We start from the raw sequence: 23122 nt of genomic DNA, 5'->3' as shown, positions 1-23122 counted from the left end.
CAGACGCGGGATGGAGCAGTCTGGTAGCTCGTCGGGCTCATAACCCGAAGGTCGTCGGTTCAAATCCGGCTCCCGCAACCAAACATCAAAAAAGGCTACTCGAAAGAGTGGCCTTTTTTGTATCTGTTGAAAAATTCCTTTCGCAACAATGATCTGCCACTGTGTAGCGAGCCGTTCAGGATCACCGATGCTCTGAGCCCAGACTTTGCTGAGCCACAGACAGAACCCTCTACGACTGATGACGTACCATCGCCGATAGCCGGTGAGAGGCGTTAATATTTGTGATTATTTTTTTCTACAGGGATTGGTAACTTGGCTGGATACCCCCATCCTGTCGCGCACAATCCAAGAGGTGATTGATGCGCGCCAACTCGTCTGATCCACAAGACACCGTCACAGCGACACAACCGATCAAGGCCGAGCGTCTGCGCTTGCTGGATCTGGTCAGCAAATATCGTCAGCCTATCGGCCTGGCGGTCACTTTGCTGTTGTTCGCTATCGCGCTGATTGCCTGTCGTCATCTGCTGAGCGAACTCGACCTGTACGCTTTGCATGACTCGATTCTCGAAGTTCCGAAACCGGCACTGCTGGGCGCACTGGCGGCGACCGTGATCGGCTTCATCATTCTGCTCGGGTACGAATGGTCCGCCAGCCGCTACGCAGGTGTGACACTGGCACCGCGAATCCTGGCGCTGGGCGGCTTCACCGCCTTTGCCATTGGCAATGCCATCGGCCTGTCGATGCTCTCGGGGGGCTCGGTCCGCTACCGTTTATATGCACGTCATGGTTTGGGGGCTTCGGACGTCGCCCATATGACGCTGTTCGCCAGCCTTTCGCTCGGCTGCGCCCTGCCCCCACTGGCCGCCCTCGCGACCCTCAGCAACCTGCCGGCCGCCTCGGCTGCCCTGGGACTGTCCGAAGGTTTGCTGGGCATCGTTGCCGCGGCCGTCTTGCTGCTCTTCAGCGTATTGGCCATCGGCATCTACCGCCGTCGCCTTCCGGACCAGCCTTCCCCGGACAACCTGCTGGTCAAGGTCGGACGCCGCACCTTGCGTCTCCCCGGCCGCCGCCTGACCTTCCTGCAATTGATCATCACCGCCCTGGACGTGGCCGCCGCCGCGACCGTGCTTTATCTGTTGCTGCCGGAAGCACCGCCCTTCGGTGCGTTCCTGCTGGTGTACCTGCTGGCCCTGGCCGCAGGCGTACTCAGCCATGTGCCCGGCGGTGTCGGCGTATTTGAAGCCATCCTGCTGGCCGCCTTCGCCGACACACTCGGCGCCGCACCACTGGCCGCCGCGCTTCTGCTCTATCGCCTGATCTATGTCGTGCTGCCCTTGCTGGTGGCCTGTGTGTTCTTGTTGATCAATGAAGGCCAGCGCCTGTTTCAGACACGTCAGACACTGCGCGCAGCCTCTGGTCTGGCCGCACCGATCCTCGCGGTACTGGTGTTTCTGTCCGGTGTCGTTTTGCTGTTCTCCGGTGTGACCCCGGAAATCGACACCCGCCTGGAACACATCGGTTTTCTGATTCCGCACCGACTGGTCGACGCCTCGCACTTCGGCGCCAGCCTGGCCGGCGTCCTCTGCCTGCTGCTCGCTCAAGGCTTGCGCCGTCGGCTGTCCGCCGCGTGGATGCTGACCACCATTCTGTTGCTGGTCGGCGCTTTGCTCTCTCTGCTCAAGGGTTTCGACTGGGAAGAAGCCTGCCTACTGACCCTGACTGCGAGCCTGCTGGGGGTTTTCCGCAGCTCGTTCTATCGCCCGAGCCGTCTGACCGAGGTGCCGTTCTCGCCGCTGTATCTGGTGGCCAGCCTGTGCGTACTCGGTGCGTCGATCTGGCTGCTGCTGTTCGCCTATCAGGACGTCCCGTATAGCCATCAGCTCTGGTGGCAGTTCACCCTCGACGCCGATGCCCCGCGTGGCTTGCGCTCGCTGCTCGGCGCCGCCGTGCTGCTGGTGGTGGTGTCCCTGACCTGGCTGCTGCGCACCGCGCGCCCGATTATTCATTTGCCAACACCCGATGAACTGGGTCGCGCGGTAAAGATCCTCATGGCCTCCGCACAACCGGATGGCGGCCTCGCCCTGACCGGTGACAAGGCGCTGTTGTTTCACCCCAACGACCAGGCGTTCCTGATGTACGCACGCCGTGGTCGCAGCCTGGTGGCCTTGTATGACCCGATCGGTCCGACCCAGCAACGGGCGGAAATGATCTGGCAGTTCCGCGACCTCTGCGACATCCACCACGCCCGTCCTGTGTTCTATCAAGTGCGCGCCGAGAACCTGCCGTACTACATGGACATCGGCCTGACCGCGATCAAGCTCGGCGAAGAAGCCCGGGTCGATCTGCTTCGCTTTGATCTCGAGGCCAAAGGCAAAGAGATGAAAGACCTGCGCTACACCTGGAACCGCGGCACTCGCGATGGCCTGTCGCTGGAGATCTTTGATCCAGGGCAAGCACCGATGGATGAGCTCAAGGTAATTTCCGATGCCTGGCTGACCGGCAAGAACGTGCGCGAGAAAGGCTTCTCGCTCGGCCGTTTCAGCGATGATTACCTCAAACATTTCCGCGTCGCGGTGATTCGTTTCGAAGGGCGCCCGGTGGCATTCGCCAACCTGCTCGAGACTTACGGCCATGAACTGGCCAGCCTCGACCTGATGCGCGCGCACCCGGATGCCCCCAAGCTGACCATGGAGTTCATGATGGTCGGCCTGATTCAACATTATAAAAATCATGGATACGCGCGCTTCAGCCTGGGCATGGTGCCGCTGTCGGGGTTGCAACCCCGTCGTGGTGCACCCCTGACCCAGCGTCTGGGCTCGATGGTTTTCCGCCGTGGTGAGCAGCTCTACAACTTTCAAGGCTTGCGCCGTTTCAAAGACAAATTCCAGCCTGACTGGGAACCCCGTTATATGGCCGTGCCCGCCGGACTCGATCCGCTGGTTGCCCTGGCCGACACTGCTGCCCTGATTGCGGGTGGCTTGACTGGATTGGTGAAACGCTGATGATTCAACGCTCCTTGCGGTACGTACTGGCCACACTGGTAGTGCTGGCCCTGATTCTCGGTGGCGGTTACTGGTACCTGAAACGCCCGGCACCCGAACCGACCCTCGAACAGCTGACGCCGGCCGATGGCGCCGCGATGACCCGCGTCATCCCCGGCAACACGCCACGCGCGCAGGTGCTGGTGGCGGTAAATGAAGAGCAGAAGCTCAGCAACAAACAGTTGATGACCCTGAGCCGCGCCGGCTCGGCGCAGATTGTTCAGGTGATCCTGCCCAAAGACTGCCTGCTGCAAAGTCGCGCCCTGCAATCGGCCCTGAGAGAACTCAAAGGCCCGGCAACCCTGGTCAGCGGCATCGGCCCTGGCGCCGTGCTGGCATGGCGCTGGTTGTCCGAGCAGAAGAGTGACAAGGCCCAGGCCGTTTCGGTGGACCTGGCCCTGGAAAGACCCGGTTGCACTCACCTGCTACCGAAAAGCGCCGCTCACGGGCACTGGCTGGTGGCCTGGAACGACAACCCGGACGACACCAGCGCCGGCTTCGTACGCGACCAACCCAATGCCGAAACCAGCATCAGTGACTACGACATCAACCTGCCGCAAGTGCTGAACAACGAACTGCGCAAGATCCTCGTTGGCGGCGATAAAGCCGCTGGCGGCTTGCAGATCCCGGTGGTCGAAGTGCCCGCCGGCCAAGCCAAGGACACCGTGACCCTGTTCCTGTCCGGTGACGGCGGCTGGCGCGACCTGGACCGCGACGTAGCGGGCGAGATGGCGAAGATCGGCTACCCGGTGGTCGGCATCGACACCCTGCGCTACTACTGGCAGCACAAGAGCCCCGAGCAAAGCGCCCTGGACCTCGCCGAGCTGATGCAGCACTACCGGCAGAAATGGGGCTCCAAGCGCTTCATCCTGACCGGTTACTCGTTCGGCGCCGACGTCCTGCCAGCGATCTACAACCGCCTGGAGGCATCGGAACAGCAGCGTGTCGACGCAATCATCCTGCTGGCCTTCGCCCGCACCGGCAGCTTCGAAATCGAAGTCGAGGGTTGGCTCGGCAACGCCGGCAAAGAAGCCGCCACCGGCCCGGAAATGGCCAAACTGCCGCCGGAGAAAGTGGTATGCATCTACGGCGAAGAGGAAGTCGACGAGAGCGGCTGTACCGACAAGACCGCGGTTGGCGAGGCGATGAAACTGCCGGGTGGTCACCACTTCGACGAGAACTATCCGGCGCTGGCTCAGCGGTTGGTTGATGTGATCGAGAAGCGTCAAGCGAAGGAGACGGCGGCTCAGGAGTGATCTGAGTCCTGCTGAAAAAGCCCTCGTTACCTTACGGTAGCGGGGGCTTTTTGGTTAGAGACGACGCTCTGCCGCGCCGTAGACCTCTTCGTCACGTCGAGCACCAACGGCAACGATCAATACCTGAATCGCCTTGCCATCGACTCGATAAACAATTCGCGTGTCGCCTATTCGGATCCGTCTACAGCCTGCAAGACTGGCTCTTAGGGGTTTGCCGCTCTTGTCCGGCTCACCATTGATAATCCGCTCTTCGATGACATCAAGAATGCGGTTCGCTGCCACAGCTCCCAACAGATCCAGATCCTTCTGAACCTCCGGATGATAGATAACGCCCCAAACCATCCACAGCTCCTTTAGTCTTTCCTGGCGTACCGCGCCCGCAAATCGTCGTGGCTGACTGCCTTGCTCTGATCAAAACCGATCAGTCGCTCCCGAGCGGCCGCTTCAACCCTCAGATCTTCAAGTTCATCGAGCATTTCCTGATACGCATCGACATTGATAATGACCGCTGCGGGCTGATTGTCCTTGAAAATGACCAGCCGCTCGGTGGCTCGGCTGGAAATCTCTTTGAGCCTTGCGCTGAACCCCCTGACCATTGCAGTCACCGATATCGCTTGGTCAGCACGTTCCAGTAATGCCGTCATACTCACCTCTCTACACAATCATGCAAATTTGAACACACAGTTCTACGCAGAGTATTGCGTCGAATTCGACATACGGCAAGCTGCAAAAAACGCGAACTGATCAACCTGCGTGTTTCACGCCTACAAAAAAAGCGAACCGAACAATTTCTAAATCCTCTCGCCATGTTTAACTTCGTTTACTTAAGGTGTCGCAATATCGGATGACGCCCGCAGACCTTGTAGGCAAACTCCGAATCTCGCGTTTGGGCACTTTGATGCCTTGTTGCGCTTTTCTTCGACGGGATACTCTCCGGACGTCGCTGACCATTCAGCGATCGGGTGTGGTAACCCGGTTAGGCAAAGTGCAACACCGCTCCCATCACGATTTCGTGCGTTTTTACGTCTGTAATCCTGTGTTATGGCGGCTGTGCGTGGGAGACCTTCGGGTCTGCCGGCTCCTTTGCTCCTCCGGTTTACCACCCTGCGTACAGCTGCCACCCATTCGTGTGGTAACGAATGCGGCAGCTCCTCGTTTTAAGGAGCGAAACAATGAGCAAAACAAATCCGTCCACACCCACAGATCTGAAAACCATCGGCCTCACCCCCTTCATCTACTGCTCGAACCAGGCACTGTTCCGTGTCAGTCGAGACGTACCCCTCGGCGATGCGCTAGCCATGGCCTCTGATTTTCTGTTCCTTGCCAAGGAGCTGACTAAAGATGCTGCCTACGCCCGCGACACCGACCGACACGCCTGGGCCGCGCATTACCTGACGGCAATGAGTAAGGCCGTGATTGATGATGTGGTGAAGGTACTGACGCCGCTAGCGCCACCTGCCCGGACAAAAGCCGAATCTAAAAAATAGCTGCCCGAAAGCAAGTAAAGGAGCAGAGACGGAATACGTGCAAACACCGCACATCCCCTGTGGGAGCGAGCTTGCTCGCGATGACGGACTAGCAATCACAATCGATGTCGACTGACAGATCGCCATCGCGAGCAAGCTCGCTCCCACAAGGGATCTTCATTGCCTTCAGGGAAATGCGCCGCCCACAAAAAAGCCCCCGCTACCTCAATGGCACGGGGGCTTTTTGTTGTGGCTTACATCTCTACCTGCGTCCCCAGCTCAATCACCCGGTTCAACGGCAAATTGAAGAAGCGCAGATTACCGTTGGCGTTCTGCAACATGAAGGCGAACAGCCCCTCGCGCCAGCGCGCCATGCCTTCGAGTTTGGAGGCGATAACCGTCTCGCGGCTAAGGAAGTAGGTGGTGCGCATCGGGCTGAAGTCCAGGTCATCGAGATGACACAGCTTCAGCGCTTGCGGCACGTCCGGCTCGTCGACGAAGCCAAAGTGCAGGATCACCCGGAAGAAACCTTCGCCGTAGGCATCCACCTCAAAACGCCGGGATGCAGGCACACGCGGGATGTCTTCGTACACCACCGTCAGCAGCACCACTTGCTCGTGCAGCACCTGGTTATGCAGCAGGTTGTGCAACAGGGCATGAGGCACGGCATCCGGGCGAGCGGTCAGGAACACGGCAGTGCCCTGAACGCGATGCGGTGGTTGCACGGCGATGCTGCTGATGAAGATCGGCAGCGGCAAGCCACCCTCGTCGAGACGATCGACCAGCAGTTGCTTGCCGCGTTTCCAGGTGGTCATCAGCACAAATAGCACGATACCGGCGATCACCGGGAACGCCCCGCCCTGAATGATTTTCGGCACGTTGGCAGCGAAGTACAGACCGTCCACAAACAGGAAACCAAGCAACAGCGGAACCGCGAGGACCGGAGGCCATTTCCACAGCAGCAATATCACCGCCGATACCAGAATGCTGGTCATCAGCATGGTGCCAGTCACCGCCACGCCATAGGCCGAGGCCAGCGCGCCGGAGGATTCGAAACCCAACACCAGAAGAATCACGCCGACCATCAGCGCCCAGTTCACCGCGCCAATGTAGATCTGGCCTTGTTCGGCGCTGGAGGTGTGTCGAATGTGCATGCGCGGAATGTAGCCGAGCTGGATCGCCTGACGGGTCAGGGAGAACGCACCGGAAATCACCGCTTGGGAGGCAATCACCGTGGCCATGGTCGACAATCCCACCAATGGAATCAGCGCCCAGCTCGGTGCTAACAGATAGAACGGGTTGCGCGCGGCTTCCGGATCACCGAGCAGCAGCGCCCCCTGGCCGAAGTAGTTCAGCACCAGTGCCGGCAGCACAAGGATGAACCATGCACGGGCGATCGGCTTGCGACCGAAGTGGCCCATGTCGGCGTACAGCGCTTCGGCACCGGTCAACGCCAGCACCACCGCGCCGAGGATCGTCACGCCCATGCCCGGGTGGTCCATGAAGAAGCGCACGCCCCACATAGGGTTCATCGCGTGCAACACTTCCGGGTGCTGCAGAATGCCATAGACACCCAGCGCCCCCAGCACCACAAACCAGGTGACCATGATCGGCCCGAACAGAATGCCGATCCGCGCGGTACCGTGACTCTGAATCAGGAACAGCGCCACCAGCACGACCAACGACAGCGGCACCACCCAATGGTCGATGCCGTCGAATGCCAGCCCCAGGCCTTCAATCGCCGAGAGCACGGAAATCGCCGGGGTGATCATGCTGTCGCCGTAGAACAACGCCGCGCCGATCAGCCCGCAGACCACCAGCAAACTACGCAACTTCGGATGCCCCGCTGCGGCCCGTCGAGCCAAAGCGGTCAAGGCCATGATCCCGCCTTCGCCCTGGTTGTCGGCGCGCAGTACGAACATCATGTACTTGATCGACACGACCCAGATCAGCGACCAGAAGATCAGCGCCAGAATCCCCAGCACGCCGTCATGATTGACGGGCACGCCATAGGCACTGGAAAACACTTCTTTGAGGGTGTATAGCGGGCTCGTGCCGATATCGCCATAAACCACCCCGACCGCCGCGACCAGCATGCCGATCGGCTTTGCCGCCGAATGCTCAGAGCCCGCCGTCTGACTACTTGCCTGCCCCATCCAAAACTCCTACTACTCAGACCCGGACTTCTTATAAGAAGCACTATGCTTTGCCGTGCAGCATGCGCTGTTTTACTTAAGGTTACAGACGTTTTGTTGGCTGTAAAAAATCGGTAAAGCGTAACGGCGCGAAGCATAGCGCAGCACTCGTCGTATTTCCCTGCATAAAGCTGGTCAAGTGCGCCTCTCATCGCTAGAATTGCGCACTTTTTGATCAGAGGCGCAGCAAAGCGCCCGTCTGTCGCCTTGCCGTCTTCGGCTGGAGGCGTCACAAATACCGAGGTTAGACATGTCCACCACTTCTGCGCCGGCCAATCCAAAGGTTGGCTTCGTATCCCTGGGTTGCCCCAAAGCACTGGTCGACTCCGAGCGCATCCTTACCCAGCTGCGCATGGAAGGCTATGACGTTGTGTCCACTTATCAGGACGCTGACGTCGTGGTGGTCAATACCTGCGGCTTCATCGACTCGGCCAAGGCTGAATCTTTGGAAGTGATCGGCGAAGCCATCAAGGAAAACGGCAAGGTCATCGTGACCGGCTGCATGGGCGTCGAAGAAGGCAACATTCGCAAGGTGCACCCAAGTGTGCTGGCCGTGACCGGCCCGCAGCAATACGAGCAAGTGGTCAACGCCGTGCACGACGCCGTGCCACCGCGTCAGGATCACAACCCGCTGATCGACCTGGTGCCGCCGCAAGGCATCAAGCTGACCCCGCGCCACTACGCCTACCTGAAAATTTCCGAAGGCTGCAACCACAGCTGCAGCTTCTGCATCATCCCGTCGATGCGCGGCAAACTGGTCAGCCGTCCAGTCGGTGATGTATTGGACGAAGCCCAGCGCCTGGTCAAGGCCGGCGTCAAAGAGCTGTTGGTGATCTCGCAAGACACCAGCGCTTACGGTGTTGACGTGAAGTACCGCACCGGTTTCTGGAACGGCGCGCCGGTGAAAACCCGCATGACCGAACTCTGTGAAGCCCTGAGCACCCTCGGCGTCTGGGTTCGTCTGCACTATGTTTACCCGTACCCGCACGTCGACGAGCTGATTCCGCTGATGGCCGCCGGGAAAATCCTGCCGTACCTGGACATCCCCTTCCAGCACGCCAGCCCGAAAGTCCTGAAAGCGATGAAACGCCCGGCCTTCGAAGACAAGACCCTGGCGCGCATCAAGAACTGGCGCGAAATCTGCCCGGACCTGATCATCCGTTCGACCTTCATCGTCGGCTTCCCTGGCGAAACCGAAGAAGACTTCCAGTACCTGCTGAACTGGCTGACCGAAGCGCAACTCGATCGCGTCGGCTGCTTCCAGTATTCGCCGGTCGAAGGCGCACCGGCCAACCTGCTGGACGCGGCCATCGTGCCGGACGACGTCAAGCAAGACCGCTGGGATCGCTTCATGGCGCACCAGCAAGCGATCAGTTCGGCTCGTCTGCAAATGCGCGTCGGCCGTGAAATCGAAGTATTGGTCGACGAAGTCGACGAGCAAGGTGCAGTCGGCCGCTGCTTCTTCGATGCCCCGGAAATCGACGGCAATGTGTTCATCGACAACGGCAGCAACCTCAAACCAGGCGATAAAGTCTGGTGCAAAGTGACCGACGCCGACGAATACGACCTGTGGGCTGAACAGATCTAAACGCAAAAAATACGAAAAGCCCTGCTCTCTTGACGAGATGCGGGGCTTTTTTACGTCTATCGTTTTGTAGGAGAAAGGATTCGCATCATCAACTGCAAAAGGGGCAGCCGGCCATGCGCCAACATTCGGTCATCCACACGCCGAAACAGAGCGACTACGAAGAACTCACTCAGGTCTGGGAAGCCTCGGTGCGCGCCACCCATGACTTTCTGCCGGACAGCTACATTGAACTGCTGAAGAACCTGGTGCTGACGCGCTACCTCGATGCGGTGATGCTGATCTGCACCAAAGACCCGCGCCAGCGCATCACCGGGTTCGCCGGGATCGCAGCGGGCAAGATCGAAATGCTTTTCATCGACCCTGCTCACCGTGGTCAGGGCCTGGGCAAGCAGTTGCTACGCTATGCGATGGAACACCTGAATGCCGATGAACTGGACGTCAACGAACAGAACCCGCAGGCGCTGGGGTTCTACTTCAAGCAAGGCTTTGAGGTGATCGGTCGCTCGGAAGTCGATGGCATGGGCCAGCCTTATCCGCTGCTGCATATGCGTTTGCGTCGGGCACAACAATTGACACGCAATGGCTGACACAACATCGAACAATGTGGGAGCGGGCTTGCTCGCGAATGCAGTGTGCCATTCAACAGATAAATTGACTGATCTACCGCATTCGCGAGCAAGCCCGCTCCCACATTAAAAGCAAATGCGGCAAATGGAGCCGGGATTAACCGGCGCCACGCAGGTACAATGCCCACCCCTTTTTTGTTACGGCCCTGTCATGACTGACCCGATTCGTCTCTCCAAACGCCTCATCGAACTCGTCGGCTGTTCCCGTCGGGAGGCTGAGCTGTTCATCGAGGGCGGCTGGGTCACCGTGGACGGTGAAGTCATCGACGAGCCGCAGTTCAAGGTCGAGAACCAGAAAGTCGAGCTTGATCCAGAAGCCAAGGCCACGGCGCCGGAACCGGTGACCATCCTGCTGAACGTGCCCGTGGGCATGGATGCGGAAACGGCCATGGCAACGATCAGCGCCGAGACCTTGAGCGAAGAACACCGCTTCAGCAAACGTCCGCTCAAGGGCCACTTCCTGCGGCTGACCGCCAGCACCGACCTGCAGGCCAACGCCAGCGGTCTTTTGGTGTTCACCCAGGACTGGAAGATCCTGCGCAAACTCACTGCCGACTCCGCCAAGATCGAGCAAGAGTATGTGGTCGAAGTTGAAGGTGACATGGTGGCTCACGGCCTCAACCGCCTGAACCACGGCCTGACCTACAAGGGCAAGGAACTGCCGCCGGTCAAAGCCAGCTGGCAGAACGAAAACCGCCTGCGTTTTGCGATGAAGAACCCACAACCGGGCGTCATCGCCCTGTTCTGCCAGGCCGTAGGCCTGAAGGTCGTCGCCATCCGCCGCATCCGCATTGGCGGCGTGTCCATCGGCAAAGTGCCGTTGGGGCAATGGCGCTACCTGTCCGGCAAAGAGAAGTTCTAAGACTTTTCACGCCGCCATACATTTTGGCGCCGCTGTTTATGCGGCGCCCACTGCTGAATATCAGGACTGCACACCATGATTCATAACGACGTACTGCGCAGCGTGCGCTACATGCTCGACATCAGCGACAAGAAAGTCATCGAGATCATCAAGCTCGGCGGCATGGACGTGGCCCTGGAAGACCTGGTGACGTACCTCGACAAGAAAGAGGAAGACGAGGAAGGCTTCGTACGCTGCCCGGATGAAGTCATTGCGCATTTCCTCGATGGCCTGGTGATCTTCAAGCGCGGCAAGGACGAAAGCCGTCCGCCACAGCCGATCGAAGTGCCGGTGACCAACAACATCATCCTGAAGAAACTGCGTGTGGCTTTCGAACTGAAAGAAGACGACATGCACGCCATCCTCAAGGCCTCCGAGTTCCCGGTGTCCAAGCCTGAGCTGAGCGCGCTGTTCCGCAAGTTCGGCCACACCAACTACCGTCCGTGCGGCGACCAGTTGCTGCGCAACTTCCTCAAGGGCCTGACCCTGCGCGTTCGCCCGCAATAACGTGCGAGACGGATCTACTGTGTAGGAGCTGTCGAGAGCAACGAGGCTGCGATCTTTTGACTTTGATTTTAAAAAACAAGATCAAAAGATCGCAGCCTCGTTGCACTCGACAGCACCTACAAGACCGTATAGACCCTCATTCCTCGCAAAAATAGTGGCTCCGCTTCCCGCGGCTGACGACTAGGGTGTATTGACCCTCAGCTCTCAGGATTCGCCATGCACCCGTATTTTTCCCTGCAAGGCCGCACCGCTCTGGTGACCGGCGGCACCCGCGGTATCGGCAAAATGATCGCCAAGGCTTTTGTCGAGGCTGGCGCCACCGTATACGTCTGCGCCCGGGATGCCGAAGCCTGTCAGCAAACGGCCGATGAATTGAGCGCATTCGGTCGTTGCCACGGAGTGACGGCCAACCTGGCCACCGAAGAAGGCGTACTTGAGCTGGCTACGCGACTGGGCGAGCTGATCACTCATCTGGATATTCTGGTGAACAACGCCGGCACTACGTGGGGTGCGCCGCTGGAGAGCTACCCGGTCAAGGGCTGGGAAAAGGTCATGCAGCTGAACGTGGCCTCGGTGTTCAACTGCATTCAGCAGTTTTTGCCGCTGCTGCGCAAGGCCGGTTCGGCAGCGAATCCGGCGCGAATTATCAATATCGGTTCAGTGGCGGGAATTTCATCTTTTGGCGAGCAGGCATATGCCTATGGACCGAGTAAGGCGGCCCTGCATTAACTGTCGCGGATTCTGGCGCGGGAGCTGGTGAGCCAGCACATCAATGTCAACGTCATCGCACCGGGGCGTTTTCCGAGCAAGATGACTCAGCACATTGGCAATGATGAGCAGGCGTTGGCCGACGACACGGCGTTGATTCCAATGAAACGCTGGGGCCGGGAGGAAGAGATGGCGGCGCTGGCGATCAGTCTGGCGAGTACGGCCGGCGCCTACATGACCGGCAATATCATCCCTTTGGATGGCGGGTTCAGTCTCTAAAGTCGGCGGTGCGGCCATCGCGAGCAAGCTCGCTCCCACATTTGACCGCGTTTCCCTGTGGGAGCGAGCTTGCTCGCGATGACGGATAGACAGGCACCACCGGTCCGACGGTCGCTCGGGTTATCATGCCCGCCCTCACCCCGCCTCGACCCCAGACCATGACCTACAGCGTCTCCCCCATCGGCTTTGTGCGCTCCTGCTTCAAGGAGAAGTTCGCCATCCCGCGCCAGCCACAACTGGCCCCGGCCGCTCGCGGCGTACTGGAACTGGTGGCGCCGTTCGATCAGGGCGATGCGGTGCAAGGTCTGGAACAGGTCAGCCACGTGTGGCTGCTGTTCCTGTTTCATCAGGCACTGGAAGAAAAGCCACGGCTGAAAGTCCGCCCTCCTCGCCTCGGCGGTAACAAATCCATGGGCGTGTTCGCCACCCGCGCGACGCATCGCCCCAATGGCATCGGCCAGTCAGTGGTCAAACTGGACAAGGTTGAAGCCAATCGCCTGTGGATATCCGGCATCGACCTGCTGGACGGCACACCGATTCTCGACATCAAACCCTACGTGCCTTACGCCGACATCATCGATACGGCCTCCAACAGCATCGCCAGCGCTGCGCCGCAGCTGATTCCCGTGCAGTGGACGGACTCAGCGCTGCAACAGGCTCACAGCCATGCTCAGCGCCTTGAAGAACCGCTGGTGGCGCTGATCGAGCAATGCCTGGCACAAGACCCACGTCCGGCGTATCAGATTCCTACACCCGAACGGGAATACGGCGCGCAGTTCTGGGACCTGGACGTACGCTGGCATTATCCCGAGGCGGGTGTAATTCGCGTCCTTGAAGTCATTCCCGCCTCCAACCTGTAGGAGCTGTCGAGTGAAACGAGGCTGCGATCTTTTGATGTTGCTTTTAAAAAACAAGATCAAAAGATCGCAGCCTCGTTTCACTCGACAGCTCCTACAAGGTTTGCATTGGGCATAAAAAAGCCCCCATTGCCTGCACAGGCAATGGGGGCTTTTCAGTGATGCGGTGTGCTTACTTCTCGACGAACGCTCGCTCGATCAGGTAATCACCCGGCTCGCGCATCCGCGGCGACACTTTCAGGCCGAAGCTGTTCAACACTTCGCTGGTCTCGTCGAGCATGCTCGGGCTGCCGCACAGCATGGCGCGGTCGTCTTGCGGGTTGATCGGTGGCAGACCGATGTCGCTGAACAGCTTGCCGCTGCGCATCAGGTCGGTCAGGCGACCTTCGTTCTCGAACGGCTCACGGGTCACAGTCGGGTAGTAGATCAACTTGTCACGCAAGGCCTCGCCGAAGAACTCGTTCTGCGGCAAGTGCTCGGTGATGAACTCGCGGTAAGCGACTTCGTTGACGTAACGCACGCCGTGGCACAGGATCACTTTTTCGAAACGCTCGTAGGTTTCCGGGTCCTGGATGACGCTCATGAACGGCGCCAGACCGGTACCGGTGCTGAGCAGGTACAAATGTTTGCCTGGCTTCAAGTCATCCAGCACCAGCGTGCCGGTAGGCTTTTTGCTGATGATGATTTCGTCGCCTTCCTTCAGATGCTGCAGTTGGGAAGTCAGCGGGCCATCAGGCACCTTAATGCTGAAGAACTCAAGATGCTCTTCCCAGTTCGGGCTGGCAATCGAGTAAGCGCGCATGAGCGGCCGGCCGTTGGGCTGTTGCAGGCCGATCATCACGAACTGACCGTTCTCGAAGCGCAGGCCCGGATCGCGGGTGCACTTGAAGCTGAACAGAGTGTCGTTCCAGTGGTGAACACTGAGGACACGCTCGTGGTTCATGTTGCTCATGTACGTGGGACTCCTGGAGATTTTGTCTGCGCATGCTCTGCGCCTGCTCTGCAAAAAATGAGCTGCTGTGCGCAATTGCATCGCATTCTAATGGCAGCCACAATATCTGTTAACTGGATTATTAAGATAAGGGTTATCGGTTATATAGATATGCGATTTACTCTCCGTCAACTTCAAGTATTCGTCGCCGTCGCCCAGCAGGAAAGCGTATCCCGTGCTGCGGGTCTGCTCAACCTCTCGCAATCGGCGGCGAGCACCTCGATCACCGAGCTAGAGCGTCAGTCCAGCTGTCAGCTGTTCGACCGCGCCGGCAAACGGCTGAGCCTCAACGCCCTCGGCAAACAGCTGCTGCCGCAAGCGGTGGCGCTGCTCGACCAGTCCAAAGAAATCGAAGACTTGCTCAATGGCAAGTCGGGATTCGGCTCTCTGGCGGTCGGCGCGACACTGACCATCGGTAATTACCTGGCCACCTTGCTGATCGGCAGCTTCATGCAGCGCCATCCGGAAAGCCAGGTGAAGCTGCACGTGCAGAACACTGCCAACATTGTGCAGCAGGTCGCCCACTATGAAATTGATCTGGGTCTAATCGAAGGCGACTGTAGTCATCCAGACATAGAAGTGCAGAGCTGGGTCGAGGATGAATTGGTGGTGTTCTGCGCGCCCCAGCATCCACTGGCCAAGCGCGGCACGGCGACCATGGAAGAGCTGACCCACGAGGCCTGGATTCTGCGTGAACAGGGCTCTGGCACGCGTCTGACCTTTGACCAGGCCATGCGTCACCATCGCAGCTCGCTGAATATCCGACTGGAACTGGAACACACCGAAGCGATCAAGCGTGCGGTGGAGTCCGGATTGGGGATTGGCTGCATTTCTCGCCTGGCACTGCGCGATGCATTCCGCCGCGGCAGCCTGGTGCCCGTGGAGACGCCGGATCTGGATCTGGCGCGGCAGTTCTATTTCATCTGGCACAAACAGAAATATCAGACGTCGGCGATGCGTGAATTCCTCGACCTGTGCCGCGCTTTCACCGCCGGGGTTCAGCGCAGCGACGAGATCGTTCTGCCCACCATCGCTTAAAGCAGGATGACCGCCCAGACCAGCGCGATCATGCTCAAGGCTACAAACTGAGCGGCGCTGCCCATGTCCTTGGCGTTCTTGGACAACGGGTGCAACTCAAGGGAAATGCGGTCGATGGCCGCCTCCACTGCCGAATTGAGCAATTCGACAATCAACGCCAACAGGCAGACTGCAATCAACAACGCCTGCTCGACACGACTGACGTTCAGGAAGAACGACAGCGGAATCAATATCACGTTGAGCCACACCAGTTGCCGAAAGGCCGCTTCGCCGGTGAAGGCTGCACGCAGACCGTCCAGCGAATAGCCGGAGGCGTTGAGGATGCGTTTTAGGCCGGTTTGGCCTTTGAAAGGTGACATAAAGTAGGCAACTGACCAAAAAATGAAGTGGGAAGGCTAGATTAAGCACAGTCAAAAAAGCGTGAACGCGCCGCGCCTTATTAGTTCGAAATTGACTCAAGTTGTTGCAAAAGCAACGCCGCCTGGGTCCGGGTCCGCACATTCAGCTTGCGAAAAATCGCCGTCACATGGGCCTTGATCGTCGCTTCGGAAACGCTCAGCTCGTAGGCAATTTGCTTATTCAACAAGCCTTCACAGACCATGGTCAGGACACGAAACTGCTGAGGCGTCAGGCTCGCAAGGCCTTCGCTCGCGGCCTTGGCTTCGGCGGAAACGCTGACCGCCTCGAACGCCTGGGGCGGCCAGAACACATCACCATCGAGCACCGCGCGTACGGCTTTCTGGATGACGCTCAGATCACTGGACTTGGGGATGAAGCCACTGGCGCCGAACTCACGGGACTTGACCATGATCGAGGCTTCTTCCTGGGCCGACACCATGACCACCGGAATCTGCGGATACTGACCGCGCAGCAGCACCAGCCCTGAAAAACCGTAGGCCCCCGGCATGTTCAGGTCCAGCAGCACCAGATCCCAGTCGGACTTCTCGTCCAGACGGGTTTCCAGCTCGGCAATGCTTGCCACTTCCACCAGACGGACTTCCGGGCCCAGACCCAGGGTCAACGCTTGATGCAGGGCGCTACGAAAAAGAGGGTGGTCATCGGCAATCAGGATTTCGTATGTGGCCATTTTTCAAATGATCCTGTTTTTCAAACAACTCGAAGTACAGCCACGGAGCTGTACCAACAGGGCACGTTCAACGCCAATCACGTGGCTATCCACGTAAAGAATACGGCGTATCAAACTTTGGCCGCGCCCTAATCGGCGCCAAGCATGCCCAGCGAAGCCGGGGTGGTCAAGGTGCATGGCCAGTACAGTTTTTTGCAGTATGGGCGACAATCAGCGCGTGACAGGGGCGCCGATTTACACAAAAGGCATCAGCTCGGCGTGTGCCGGTGTTGAAACATTCATTTCAAGCTGATGTTTGGCATCGAGGTAATGTTGGCTGAACACGTCGAAATAAGCGTCCAGTGCCGACGCGGCCTCGGTATCACCCGCCAGATCGAGACACAACGCCGCCACTTCGGCTGTGCATAAATGCTCGCTGCGGGTCGATCGGCGCAACCGGTACCGCGACAACTTCTCGGGCAACAGGCTCAGGATCGGAAGCCGATCAAAGTAGGGGCTTTTGCGGAAAATCTTCCGGGCTTCTGTCCAGGTGGCATCCAGGAGAATGAACAGCGGACGCTTCGAATTATCGGCATCGACGCTGTTTGTGACACGTTCGGGTTCGACGTACTCACCCGGAAACACCAGATAAGGTTGCCATTGCGGGTCGGCCAGCAGCGCCAGCAATTGCTCATCAACCTCCGTACGCGACCAGATGAATGCATGGTTGTCGCGCACCACATCGGCGATCAGCCAACCGGTGTTGCTCGGCTTGAACACTTCCTTGTTGGTCATGATCAGGCACACGCCAGAGCGGGCCTCGACTTGCGGGCGCCAGGCGCACAGACAGTGACTCTCGATCACGCGGCAGGCTCGGCAACGCGGTGCCCTCCAGCCTCGGGCCTGAATCGGCTTGATGCCCTCTTCCTCTCGCTCATCGCGCAAGCGGGCGACTGCGTTGGCAGCAAAGCGTGGGGTTGCAGGGTTCATCGCAGGCAACGCCGGCAGGGGAAGAAAATCGACACGAAAAACACTCGGCAGGGCAGAAAGTAGCGGCAGTTTATCAGAGCAGCCGGCGCAAGCCTGTACCGCCCAGGCCTCGTCCCCTATAATTCGCCGCCACTGAACGCACAGTCATGTGACGGGTCGAACCACCAGTCACTGAACCAGGAGAGTTTCATGCTGCGCCTTATCGTTCCCACCGCTGCCATTTTGCTGGCGTCGTCCTTCAGCGCTCAGGCTGCGTCCTTGAGTGAGCAGAATCTCAACAGAGAGCTGCGAAACGTCGCCACACAAAGCAGTGTTGGTACTCCACGGGCGATCAACGAAGACATTCTTGATCAGGGCTACACCGTCGAAGGCAACACGCTGATCAACCATCTAAGCGTACAAAGCAGCCACGCCAACAAGATGCGTGCCGACCCGAAAGCCGTGTATTTCCAGCTTGGCGCCTCTGTATGCAACAACCCATCGTTCCGCAAACTGATGGCCAAGGGCGCGGTCATGCGTTACGACTTCACTGAGGTGAAGACCAACCGCTCAGTCGGCTCGGCCAGCTATCAGGAATCGGACTGCCCGAAAGCGGCTCCGGCCAAGAAGAAGTAATCATCGGGAAGTGGCGCGCCGCTGTTCATCCTCGGCGCGCAGTTCTGCCAACAACGCCTGCAAATAACGTGAACGTCGGTCGGCCCCCTCCAGACGCCGGCAGCACTCTTCTTCGAGACTCAAATGATTGGTCTCGGCTGATGATTTCAGCAATCGATACAGTTGCGTATCGATCTCCAGAATGACTCTGGTCATAGCTTCCCGCCTCCCTGCACCTCGCCCTTGCTTGAGCGAAAAATCCTTGAACCGCTTGTACCGTGCGTCCTGCCTTTGACGCAACAAAGTTGTCGTGCCATGCCTGTAATTTAGTAAATCAGACTGTCAGACACTCGCCTTGCGTTCAGACGAGCGGTGAAAGCACCTTGCAAATCGCCAATAAGCGGTTGCCAGGAAAGACTTTGCGGCGCAATGATCAAATCAGCGGAAATCTCCGCGAGGGTCTAGATTCATAGTGTTCACGTTCAATTTTCAGGGCAGGAAAGGGCTGCCCATTGCACGTCTTGTAGTGCGAATGTTTCCTTCATCCAAGGGAAAAACAGAGCCTGTATGGAAGGAGAAGTTGATGCCTTACCAACCGAATGACCTCCTGAGCCGTCATTTTGAAGAAAGCGGCCACGACCTCATCAGCAAGGTCGAAGAGCAACTCAACCTGGTTTCACCCAACAGCCCGAACATCCCGATCTACCGCGACATGATCCTGACCGTGCTGCGCATGGCCCAGGAAGATCACAACCGCTGGAATGCCAAGATCACCCTTCAAGCCCTGCGTGAACTGGAGCACGCTTTCCGTGTTCTGGAGCAATTCAGGGGGCGCCGCAAGGTCACCGTTTTTGGCTCGGCCCGAACACCGATAGAACATCCGCTGTATGGTCTGGCCCGAGAACTTGGTGCCGCGCTGGCGCGCTCAGACCTGATGGTCATCACCGGTGCCGGTGGCGGCATCATGGCGGCGGCCCACGAAGGTGCTGGCCTGGCACACAGCCTGGGATTCAACATCACACTACCCTTCGAGCAACATGCCAATCCCACCGTGAATGGCACCACCAACCTGCTGCCCTTCCACTTCTTCTTCACCCGCAAGCTGTTCTTCGTCAAGGAAGCTGATGCGCTGGTCTTGTGCCCTGGCGGTTTCGGTACCCTGGATGAAGCGCTGGAAGTGCTGACACTGATCCAGACTGGCAAAAGCCCGCTGGTGCCCGTGATATTGCTGGACGCTCCCGGCGGTAAGTTCTGGCAAGGCGCGTTGGATTTCATCCACCATCAACTGGAGGAGAATCGCTACATCCTGCCGACCGATATGAAACTCGTCAGTCTGGTCTACAGCGCGGAAGAGGCTGTGGAGCAGATCAATCAGTTCTACAGCAACTTCCACTCCAGCCGCTGGCTCAAGCATCAATTCGTGATTCGCATGAATCACAAGCTCAGCGACCAGGCGCTCGAACACATGCAGGAGGCATTTGCCGACCTGTGTCTGAGCGATCATTTCCATCAACATGCCTACAGCGGAGAGGAACACGACGAACCGCAGTTCAGCCACCTTGCACGACTCGCCTTCACCTTCAACGCCCGTGATCATGGACGCCTGCGGGAATTGGTGGACTACATCAACCTGCCGGAAAACTGGGCGCAATCCCAACCCCAGGCGCAACAGCGCTCGCGGGAACCGTCCAAGGTTACGTAGATAAAAAAACGGCCCGCTATCGAAATAGCGAGCCGTCAGTCAATCGTCCATCCCTCGGCCGCTGAACAAGCGGCTGATCATTTCCATGGAATATCCCCGATAACTCAGGAACCTGCCCTGTTTGGCACGTTCCCGGGCGTCTATCGGTAAATGCCCGGAAAACTTTCGCCGCCAGGTGTCTTCCAGTTGTTCCTGCCAGTTGATACCGCTCTCGCGCAAAGCAAGTTCGATGTCGGTACGTTGCAGGCCGCGCTGGCTCAACTCTTCACGAATACGCAAAGGGCCATAACCGGAACGGGACCGGTAGGAAACAAAGCTTTCGAGATAACGGGATTCGGACAGCAGGCCTTCTTCCGTCAAACGGTCGAGTGCCGTGTCGATCATTTCAGGGAGGGCGCCGCGTTGACGCAGTTTACGCGTCAACTCGACTCGACCGTGCTCGCGTCGCGCGAGCAGGTCCATTGCGGTTCGCCGCACCGCGACGAGTGTATCGAGTACGGCGGTCATCGGATCAATCAGATATCAGCGTCAGCCAGGTCATCAGCCGTCTCTTTGACTGGCGATGCTTTAACGTCCGGCGCTGGAGTCAGCAACTTGTCGCGCAGTTGCTTTTCGAGCTTGGCGGCGATTTCCGGATTGTCTGCCAGGAACTTGGCCGAGTTAGCCTTGCCCTGACCGATCTTGGTGCCTTCATAGGCATACCAGGCGCCGGACTTCTCAACGAAACCGTGCAGAACACCTAGGTCGATCATCTCGCCATTGAGATAGATACCCTTGCCGTAAAGAATCTGGAACTCGGCCTGACGGAACGGCGAAGCCACCTTGTTCTTCACAACCTTGACGCGGGTTTCGCTACCGACAACCTCGTCACCTTCTTTCACCGCGCCGGTACGGCGGATATCCAGACGAACCGAAGCGTAGAACTTCAGCGCGTTACCACCGGTGGTGGTTTCCGGGCTGCCGAACATCACGCCGATTTTCATACGGATCTGGTTGATGAAGATAACCAGGCAGTTGGCGTTCTTGATGTTACCGGTGATTTTACGCAGCGCCTGGGACATCAGACGGGCTTGCAGGCCCACGTGCATGTCACCCATTTCGCCTTCGATTTCAGCCTTTGGAACCAGAGCCGCCACGGAGTCGACGATGATCACGTCAACCGCGTTGGAACGCACCAGCATGTCGGTGATTTCCAGGGCTTGCTCGCCGGTATCCGGCTGCGAAACCAGCAGGTCGTCGACGTTGACGCCCAGTTTGCCGGCGTATTCAGGGTCAAGGGCGTGTTCAGCATCGACGAATGCGCAGGTCGCGCCGGCTTTTTGAGCCTGGGCGATCACCGACAGTGTCAGCGTGGTTTTACCGGAGGATTCTGGACCGTAGATTTCAACGATACGGCCTTTTGGCAGACCGCCAATGCCGAGCGCGATGTCCAGACCCAGAGAGCCAGTGGAGATAGCCGGGATCGCCTGACGGTCCTGATCGCCCATACGCATTACGGCACCCTTGCCGAATTGACGTTCGATCTGACCCAGGGCCGCAGCCAAGGCTTTCTTCTTGTTGTCGTCCATTAAAGTCCTCACGTAATCAATAAGGCCTGACGGCCAACACCTGTATAAGTAGCCAGTATTATTCCACAGCGTTTCAGGATCGCCTACCCCTGATTTGAGATTTCTCCTGCGGCATGGCGCAGCAGCCCCTCTAGCGCGGCCTTCACCGTTTGTCGGCGGACCTCGTCACGGTTGCCGGGAAAGTACTGCACCTCGCTGAACACCTGTTCTCCAACGCCCCAGGCCAGCCACACGGTGCCCACCGGCTTGCTCGGCGAACCGCCATCCGGTCCCGCCACACCGCTGACCGCCACGGCAAATCGCGCCCGGCTTTTCTCCTGCGCGCCGCGGACCATGGCCTCGACCACCTCGCGACTGACCGCCCCCACCGTCGCAAACAACTCGACCGGGACATTCAATTGCTCGGTTTTCTGGCGATTGGAATAGGTGACATAACCGGCCTCGAACCATGCCGAACTCCCCGGAACCCGGGTGATCGCCTCGCTGATCCCGCCGCCGGTACAGGACTCGGCGGCAGTGACGTGGGCATTGAGAACCTGCAAGCGCCTGCCAAGTTCAGCGGCCAGTTGGGTGATTTCTTTCACGGTCATCTCCTGAGCAAGCGGAATGAGAACTACCGTACACGAGCGGATAGCGCTTGCAAGGCGCAGGATCGATCAAAATGTTAGCGAGCGAGGGCTCTGATATAAGCCTGACAGGCCTGCAAGGCAATCAGTCCGCGGTCGCCGGCGTCGGTGATGGCGACAATTCGTTGAGCATGCGCCGGGTCAAGTCGGGCGCGCGCTGCTCCATGATCCACGCGGCTGGCTCCGGAGGCGGTTGGCACTGCACAGACAGAGGCAGCGTCATGGGCATCGAGGAGGACTGACAGGCGCACATCAGCAGTGGCAAGACGATCGCGCAGGCGACCTTGATCACGTTGGGCATCGCTAAGCGCTCGGTAATGGGTTTGTTCGCTGGTCGAAAGACGCTGCTCCAGTGCCAGGCGCTTGTCCTGCTCGGTCTGTTGCTGCGTTGCGGCTGCCAGCGTCAGTTGATTCAGAGTCTCAGCTTGCACGCTGGTCAGCTCCGCCAGTTGCCGGCCATAACGCCAATCCTGAAACCGCCAGGCCAGCGCCGCCGAGCCACCGGCCAACACAGCCAGAAACACAACAACACCAATGACGCGGTAAGACATCGGGATCAAACCGAAGGCTGGCATAACACCGCCCTCGCCCGCGCCCAGAGTTGAAGTCGATTCTGCAAACCGTTCAGACCGCCATTGATGCGGCGGGTGATGCTGTTGAACTGGTCGCGGTCGGCCAGTTCGTTCAGGCCGTTCTGGTCCCAGAACCAGGCTGCCGATTCGGCGGCCCATTGGGGTTGTTCCAGTAGTTCCGGCAAAAATAGTAAACGATCATCACCGAAGAGTCCGAGACTGCACTGATAGTAATTGTCGCGACCAGTAATCTGAATCAGGCCTCGGCCACGGTACTTTTGGCCGTCGCCATCGGGTTCCGGAGTGTTACCCAAACGGGCGGCCAGGGTGCCGGTGTCGTATTTGCTCAGGTATTGAGTACTGCCCAACTCACGTACGTACTGCAACTGCCCCGATTCGTGACCGATTTGCGCGAGGAAGGCGGCGATGCGTTTGGGGGTGTTGATGTTGCGGTGAGCCATGGCTGTGTTCAGGACGGAAATGAAAACGCCCGCTTGTGAGCGGGCGTTGGGCATAACGATCTGTAGTTGTTGCTGCGTAACGGTCATATA

The 23122-nt window shown here is 58.6% G+C and carries 24 protein-coding genes, 1 tRNA gene and 1 pseudogene; 13 read left to right on the top strand and 13 right to left on the bottom strand.

Annotated elements, in window-relative coordinates:
• Positions 1-4 precede the first annotated feature (4 nt).
• The 3 genes from E3W21_RS06070 to E3W21_RS06060 all read left to right on the top strand — a co-directional run bounded on the left by E3W21_RS06070 (position 5) and on the right by E3W21_RS06060 (position 4297).
• Positions 5-81 (top strand) — tRNA-Met (locus E3W21_RS06070).
• A gap of 278 nt (positions 82-359) precedes the next feature.
• On the top strand, positions 360-3002 hold the full coding sequence (mprF, locus tag E3W21_RS06065) for a bifunctional lysylphosphatidylglycerol flippase/synthetase MprF (protein ID WP_134418784.1): 2643 nt from the start codon (positions 360-362) through the stop codon (positions 3000-3002).
• Positions 3002-4297, top strand: a complete 1296-nt coding sequence (locus E3W21_RS06060; protein WP_129441715.1) for a virulence factor family protein — start codon at positions 3002-3004, stop codon at positions 4295-4297. Before mprF ends, E3W21_RS06060 begins: the two co-directional genes overlap by 1 nt.
• 54 nt (positions 4298-4351) lie before the next feature.
• Here the strand turns inward: E3W21_RS06060 and E3W21_RS06055 are convergent, their stop codons facing one another.
• Together E3W21_RS06055 and E3W21_RS06050 are read right to left on the bottom strand one after the other, a co-directional pair.
• Entirely contained in the window at positions 4352-4639 is a 288-nt protein-coding gene (locus tag E3W21_RS06055) for a type II toxin-antitoxin system RelE/ParE family toxin (protein WP_134418783.1), read from the bottom strand.
• Positions 4640-4650: 11 nt separating this feature from the next.
• Entirely contained in the window at positions 4651-4941 is a 291-nt protein-coding gene (locus tag E3W21_RS06050) for a type II toxin-antitoxin system Phd/YefM family antitoxin (protein WP_134418782.1), read from the bottom strand.
• A gap of 528 nt (positions 4942-5469) precedes the next feature.
• Between E3W21_RS06050 and E3W21_RS06045 the strand changes: the two genes are divergently transcribed.
• Positions 5470-5784 carry a DUF3077 domain-containing protein gene (locus tag E3W21_RS06045; RefSeq protein ID WP_134418781.1) on the top strand — a complete coding sequence of 105 codons (315 nt, stop codon included), beginning with the start codon at positions 5470-5472 and terminating at the stop codon, positions 5782-5784.
• A gap of 233 nt (positions 5785-6017) precedes the next feature.
• On the opposite strand, the gene E3W21_RS06035 is transcribed toward E3W21_RS06045, so the two are convergent.
• The gene (locus tag E3W21_RS06035; RefSeq protein WP_129441709.1) at positions 6018-7919 is read right to left on the bottom strand and encodes a potassium transporter Kup; all 1902 of its coding nucleotides are present in this window, start codon (positions 7917-7919) and stop codon (positions 6018-6020) included.
• Between the two features lie 289 nt (positions 7920-8208).
• Between E3W21_RS06035 and rimO the strand changes: the two genes are divergently transcribed.
• From rimO to tsaA, 6 genes and pseudogenes are all read left to right on the top strand, one after another.
• On the top strand, positions 8209-9546 hold the full coding sequence (gene rimO / locus E3W21_RS06030) for a 30S ribosomal protein S12 methylthiotransferase RimO (RefSeq protein WP_134418779.1): 1338 nt from the start codon (positions 8209-8211) through the stop codon (positions 9544-9546).
• A 113-nt stretch (positions 9547-9659) separates the two neighbouring features.
• Positions 9660-10133: a GNAT family N-acetyltransferase gene (locus tag E3W21_RS06025; protein WP_129441707.1), complete on the top strand. Its 474-nt coding sequence runs from the start codon at positions 9660-9662 to the stop codon at positions 10131-10133.
• Positions 10134-10323: 190 nt separating this feature from the next.
• Complete coding sequence (locus tag E3W21_RS06020) at positions 10324-11034, top strand: rRNA pseudouridine synthase (protein WP_008153970.1); 711 nt, start codon at positions 10324-10326, stop codon at positions 11032-11034.
• Positions 11035-11109: 75 nt separating this feature from the next.
• Entirely contained in the window at positions 11110-11580 is a 471-nt protein-coding gene (locus E3W21_RS06015) for a DUF1456 family protein (RefSeq protein ID WP_008153972.1), read from the top strand.
• A 216-nt stretch (positions 11581-11796) separates the two neighbouring features.
• Positions 11797-12567: pseudogene (locus E3W21_RS06010) on the top strand (SDR family oxidoreductase).
• 158 nt (positions 12568-12725) lie between these two features.
• Positions 12726-13427, top strand: a complete 702-nt coding sequence (gene tsaA, locus E3W21_RS06005; RefSeq protein ID WP_129445120.1) for a tRNA (N6-threonylcarbamoyladenosine(37)-N6)-methyltransferase TrmO — start codon at positions 12726-12728, stop codon at positions 13425-13427.
• A gap of 169 nt (positions 13428-13596) precedes the next feature.
• Here tsaA and fpr read toward each other — a convergent pair whose 3' ends face one another.
• Positions 13597-14376, bottom strand: coding sequence for a ferredoxin-NADP reductase (gene fpr, locus E3W21_RS06000; RefSeq protein WP_003443014.1), 780 nt, complete (start codon positions 14374-14376; stop codon positions 13597-13599).
• Between the two features lie 150 nt (positions 14377-14526).
• On the opposite strand from fpr, the gene E3W21_RS05995 reads away from it, so the two are divergent.
• Positions 14527-15453, top strand: a complete 927-nt coding sequence (locus tag E3W21_RS05995) for a LysR family transcriptional regulator (protein ID WP_008153977.1) — start codon at positions 14527-14529, stop codon at positions 15451-15453.
• Here the strand turns inward: E3W21_RS05995 and E3W21_RS05990 are convergent.
• The 3 genes from E3W21_RS05990 to E3W21_RS05980 form a co-directional block, all read right to left on the bottom strand.
• On the bottom strand, positions 15450-15812 hold the full coding sequence (locus E3W21_RS05990) for a diacylglycerol kinase (RefSeq protein WP_129441703.1): 363 nt from the start codon (positions 15810-15812) through the stop codon (positions 15450-15452). The genes E3W21_RS05995 and E3W21_RS05990 overlap by 4 nt on opposite strands.
• An 80-nt stretch (positions 15813-15892) precedes the next feature.
• Entirely contained in the window at positions 15893-16540 is a 648-nt protein-coding gene (gene erdR / locus E3W21_RS05985) for a response regulator transcription factor ErdR (RefSeq protein ID WP_033053926.1), read from the bottom strand.
• A 234-nt stretch (positions 16541-16774) separates the two neighbouring features.
• Positions 16775-17509, bottom strand: a complete 735-nt coding sequence (locus tag E3W21_RS05980; protein ID WP_129441701.1) for a tRNA-uridine aminocarboxypropyltransferase — start codon at positions 17507-17509, stop codon at positions 16775-16777.
• Between the two features lie 189 nt (positions 17510-17698).
• On the opposite strand from E3W21_RS05980, the gene E3W21_RS05975 reads away from it, so the two are divergent.
• Positions 17699-18124, top strand: a complete 426-nt coding sequence (locus E3W21_RS05975; RefSeq protein ID WP_008153984.1) for a PA3611 family quorum-sensing-regulated virulence factor — start codon at positions 17699-17701, stop codon at positions 18122-18124.
• On the opposite strand, the gene E3W21_RS05970 is transcribed toward E3W21_RS05975, so the two are convergent.
• Positions 18125-18319 (bottom strand): hypothetical protein, encoded by a 195-nt coding sequence (locus E3W21_RS05970; protein WP_123365876.1) that lies wholly within the window; start codon positions 18317-18319, stop codon positions 18125-18127.
• A gap of 367 nt (positions 18320-18686) precedes the next feature.
• Between E3W21_RS05970 and E3W21_RS05965 the strand changes: the two genes are divergently transcribed.
• The gene (locus E3W21_RS05965; protein WP_056739214.1) at positions 18687-19805 is read left to right on the top strand and encodes a TIGR00730 family Rossman fold protein; all 1119 of its coding nucleotides are present in this window, start codon (positions 18687-18689) and stop codon (positions 19803-19805) included.
• Between the two features lie 39 nt (positions 19806-19844).
• Here the strand turns inward: E3W21_RS05965 and recX are convergent, their stop codons facing one another.
• The 5 genes from recX to E3W21_RS05940 all read right to left on the bottom strand — a co-directional run bounded on the left by recX (position 19845) and on the right by E3W21_RS05940 (position 23119).
• Positions 19845-20312, bottom strand: coding sequence for a recombination regulator RecX (gene recX / locus E3W21_RS05960; protein ID WP_046046277.1), 468 nt, complete (start codon positions 20310-20312; stop codon positions 19845-19847).
• 8 nt (positions 20313-20320) lie between these two features.
• Positions 20321-21373, bottom strand: coding sequence for a recombinase RecA (gene recA, locus E3W21_RS05955; protein WP_007907270.1), 1053 nt, complete (start codon positions 21371-21373; stop codon positions 20321-20323).
• 83 nt (positions 21374-21456) lie between these two features.
• Complete coding sequence (locus E3W21_RS05950; protein ID WP_134418778.1) at positions 21457-21957, bottom strand: CinA family protein; 501 nt, start codon at positions 21955-21957, stop codon at positions 21457-21459.
• A gap of 80 nt (positions 21958-22037) precedes the next feature.
• Positions 22038-22574, bottom strand: a complete 537-nt coding sequence (locus E3W21_RS05945) for a lysis system i-spanin subunit Rz (protein WP_134418777.1) — start codon at positions 22572-22574, stop codon at positions 22038-22040.
• Positions 22556-23119, bottom strand: coding sequence for a glycoside hydrolase family 19 protein (locus E3W21_RS05940; protein ID WP_134418776.1), 564 nt, complete (start codon positions 23117-23119; stop codon positions 22556-22558). The genes E3W21_RS05945 and E3W21_RS05940 overlap by 19 nt, the downstream gene beginning before the upstream one ends.
• Between the last annotated feature and the right edge of the window lie 3 nt (positions 23120-23122).

The organism is Pseudomonas sp. F01002, from assembly GCF_004402115.1.
GTDB lineage: Bacteria > Pseudomonadota > Gammaproteobacteria > Pseudomonadales > Pseudomonadaceae > Aquipseudomonas > Aquipseudomonas frigoris.
The sequence above is the reverse complement of the archived record's forward strand: the minus strand, read 5'-3'. Positions and strand labels throughout refer to the sequence as shown.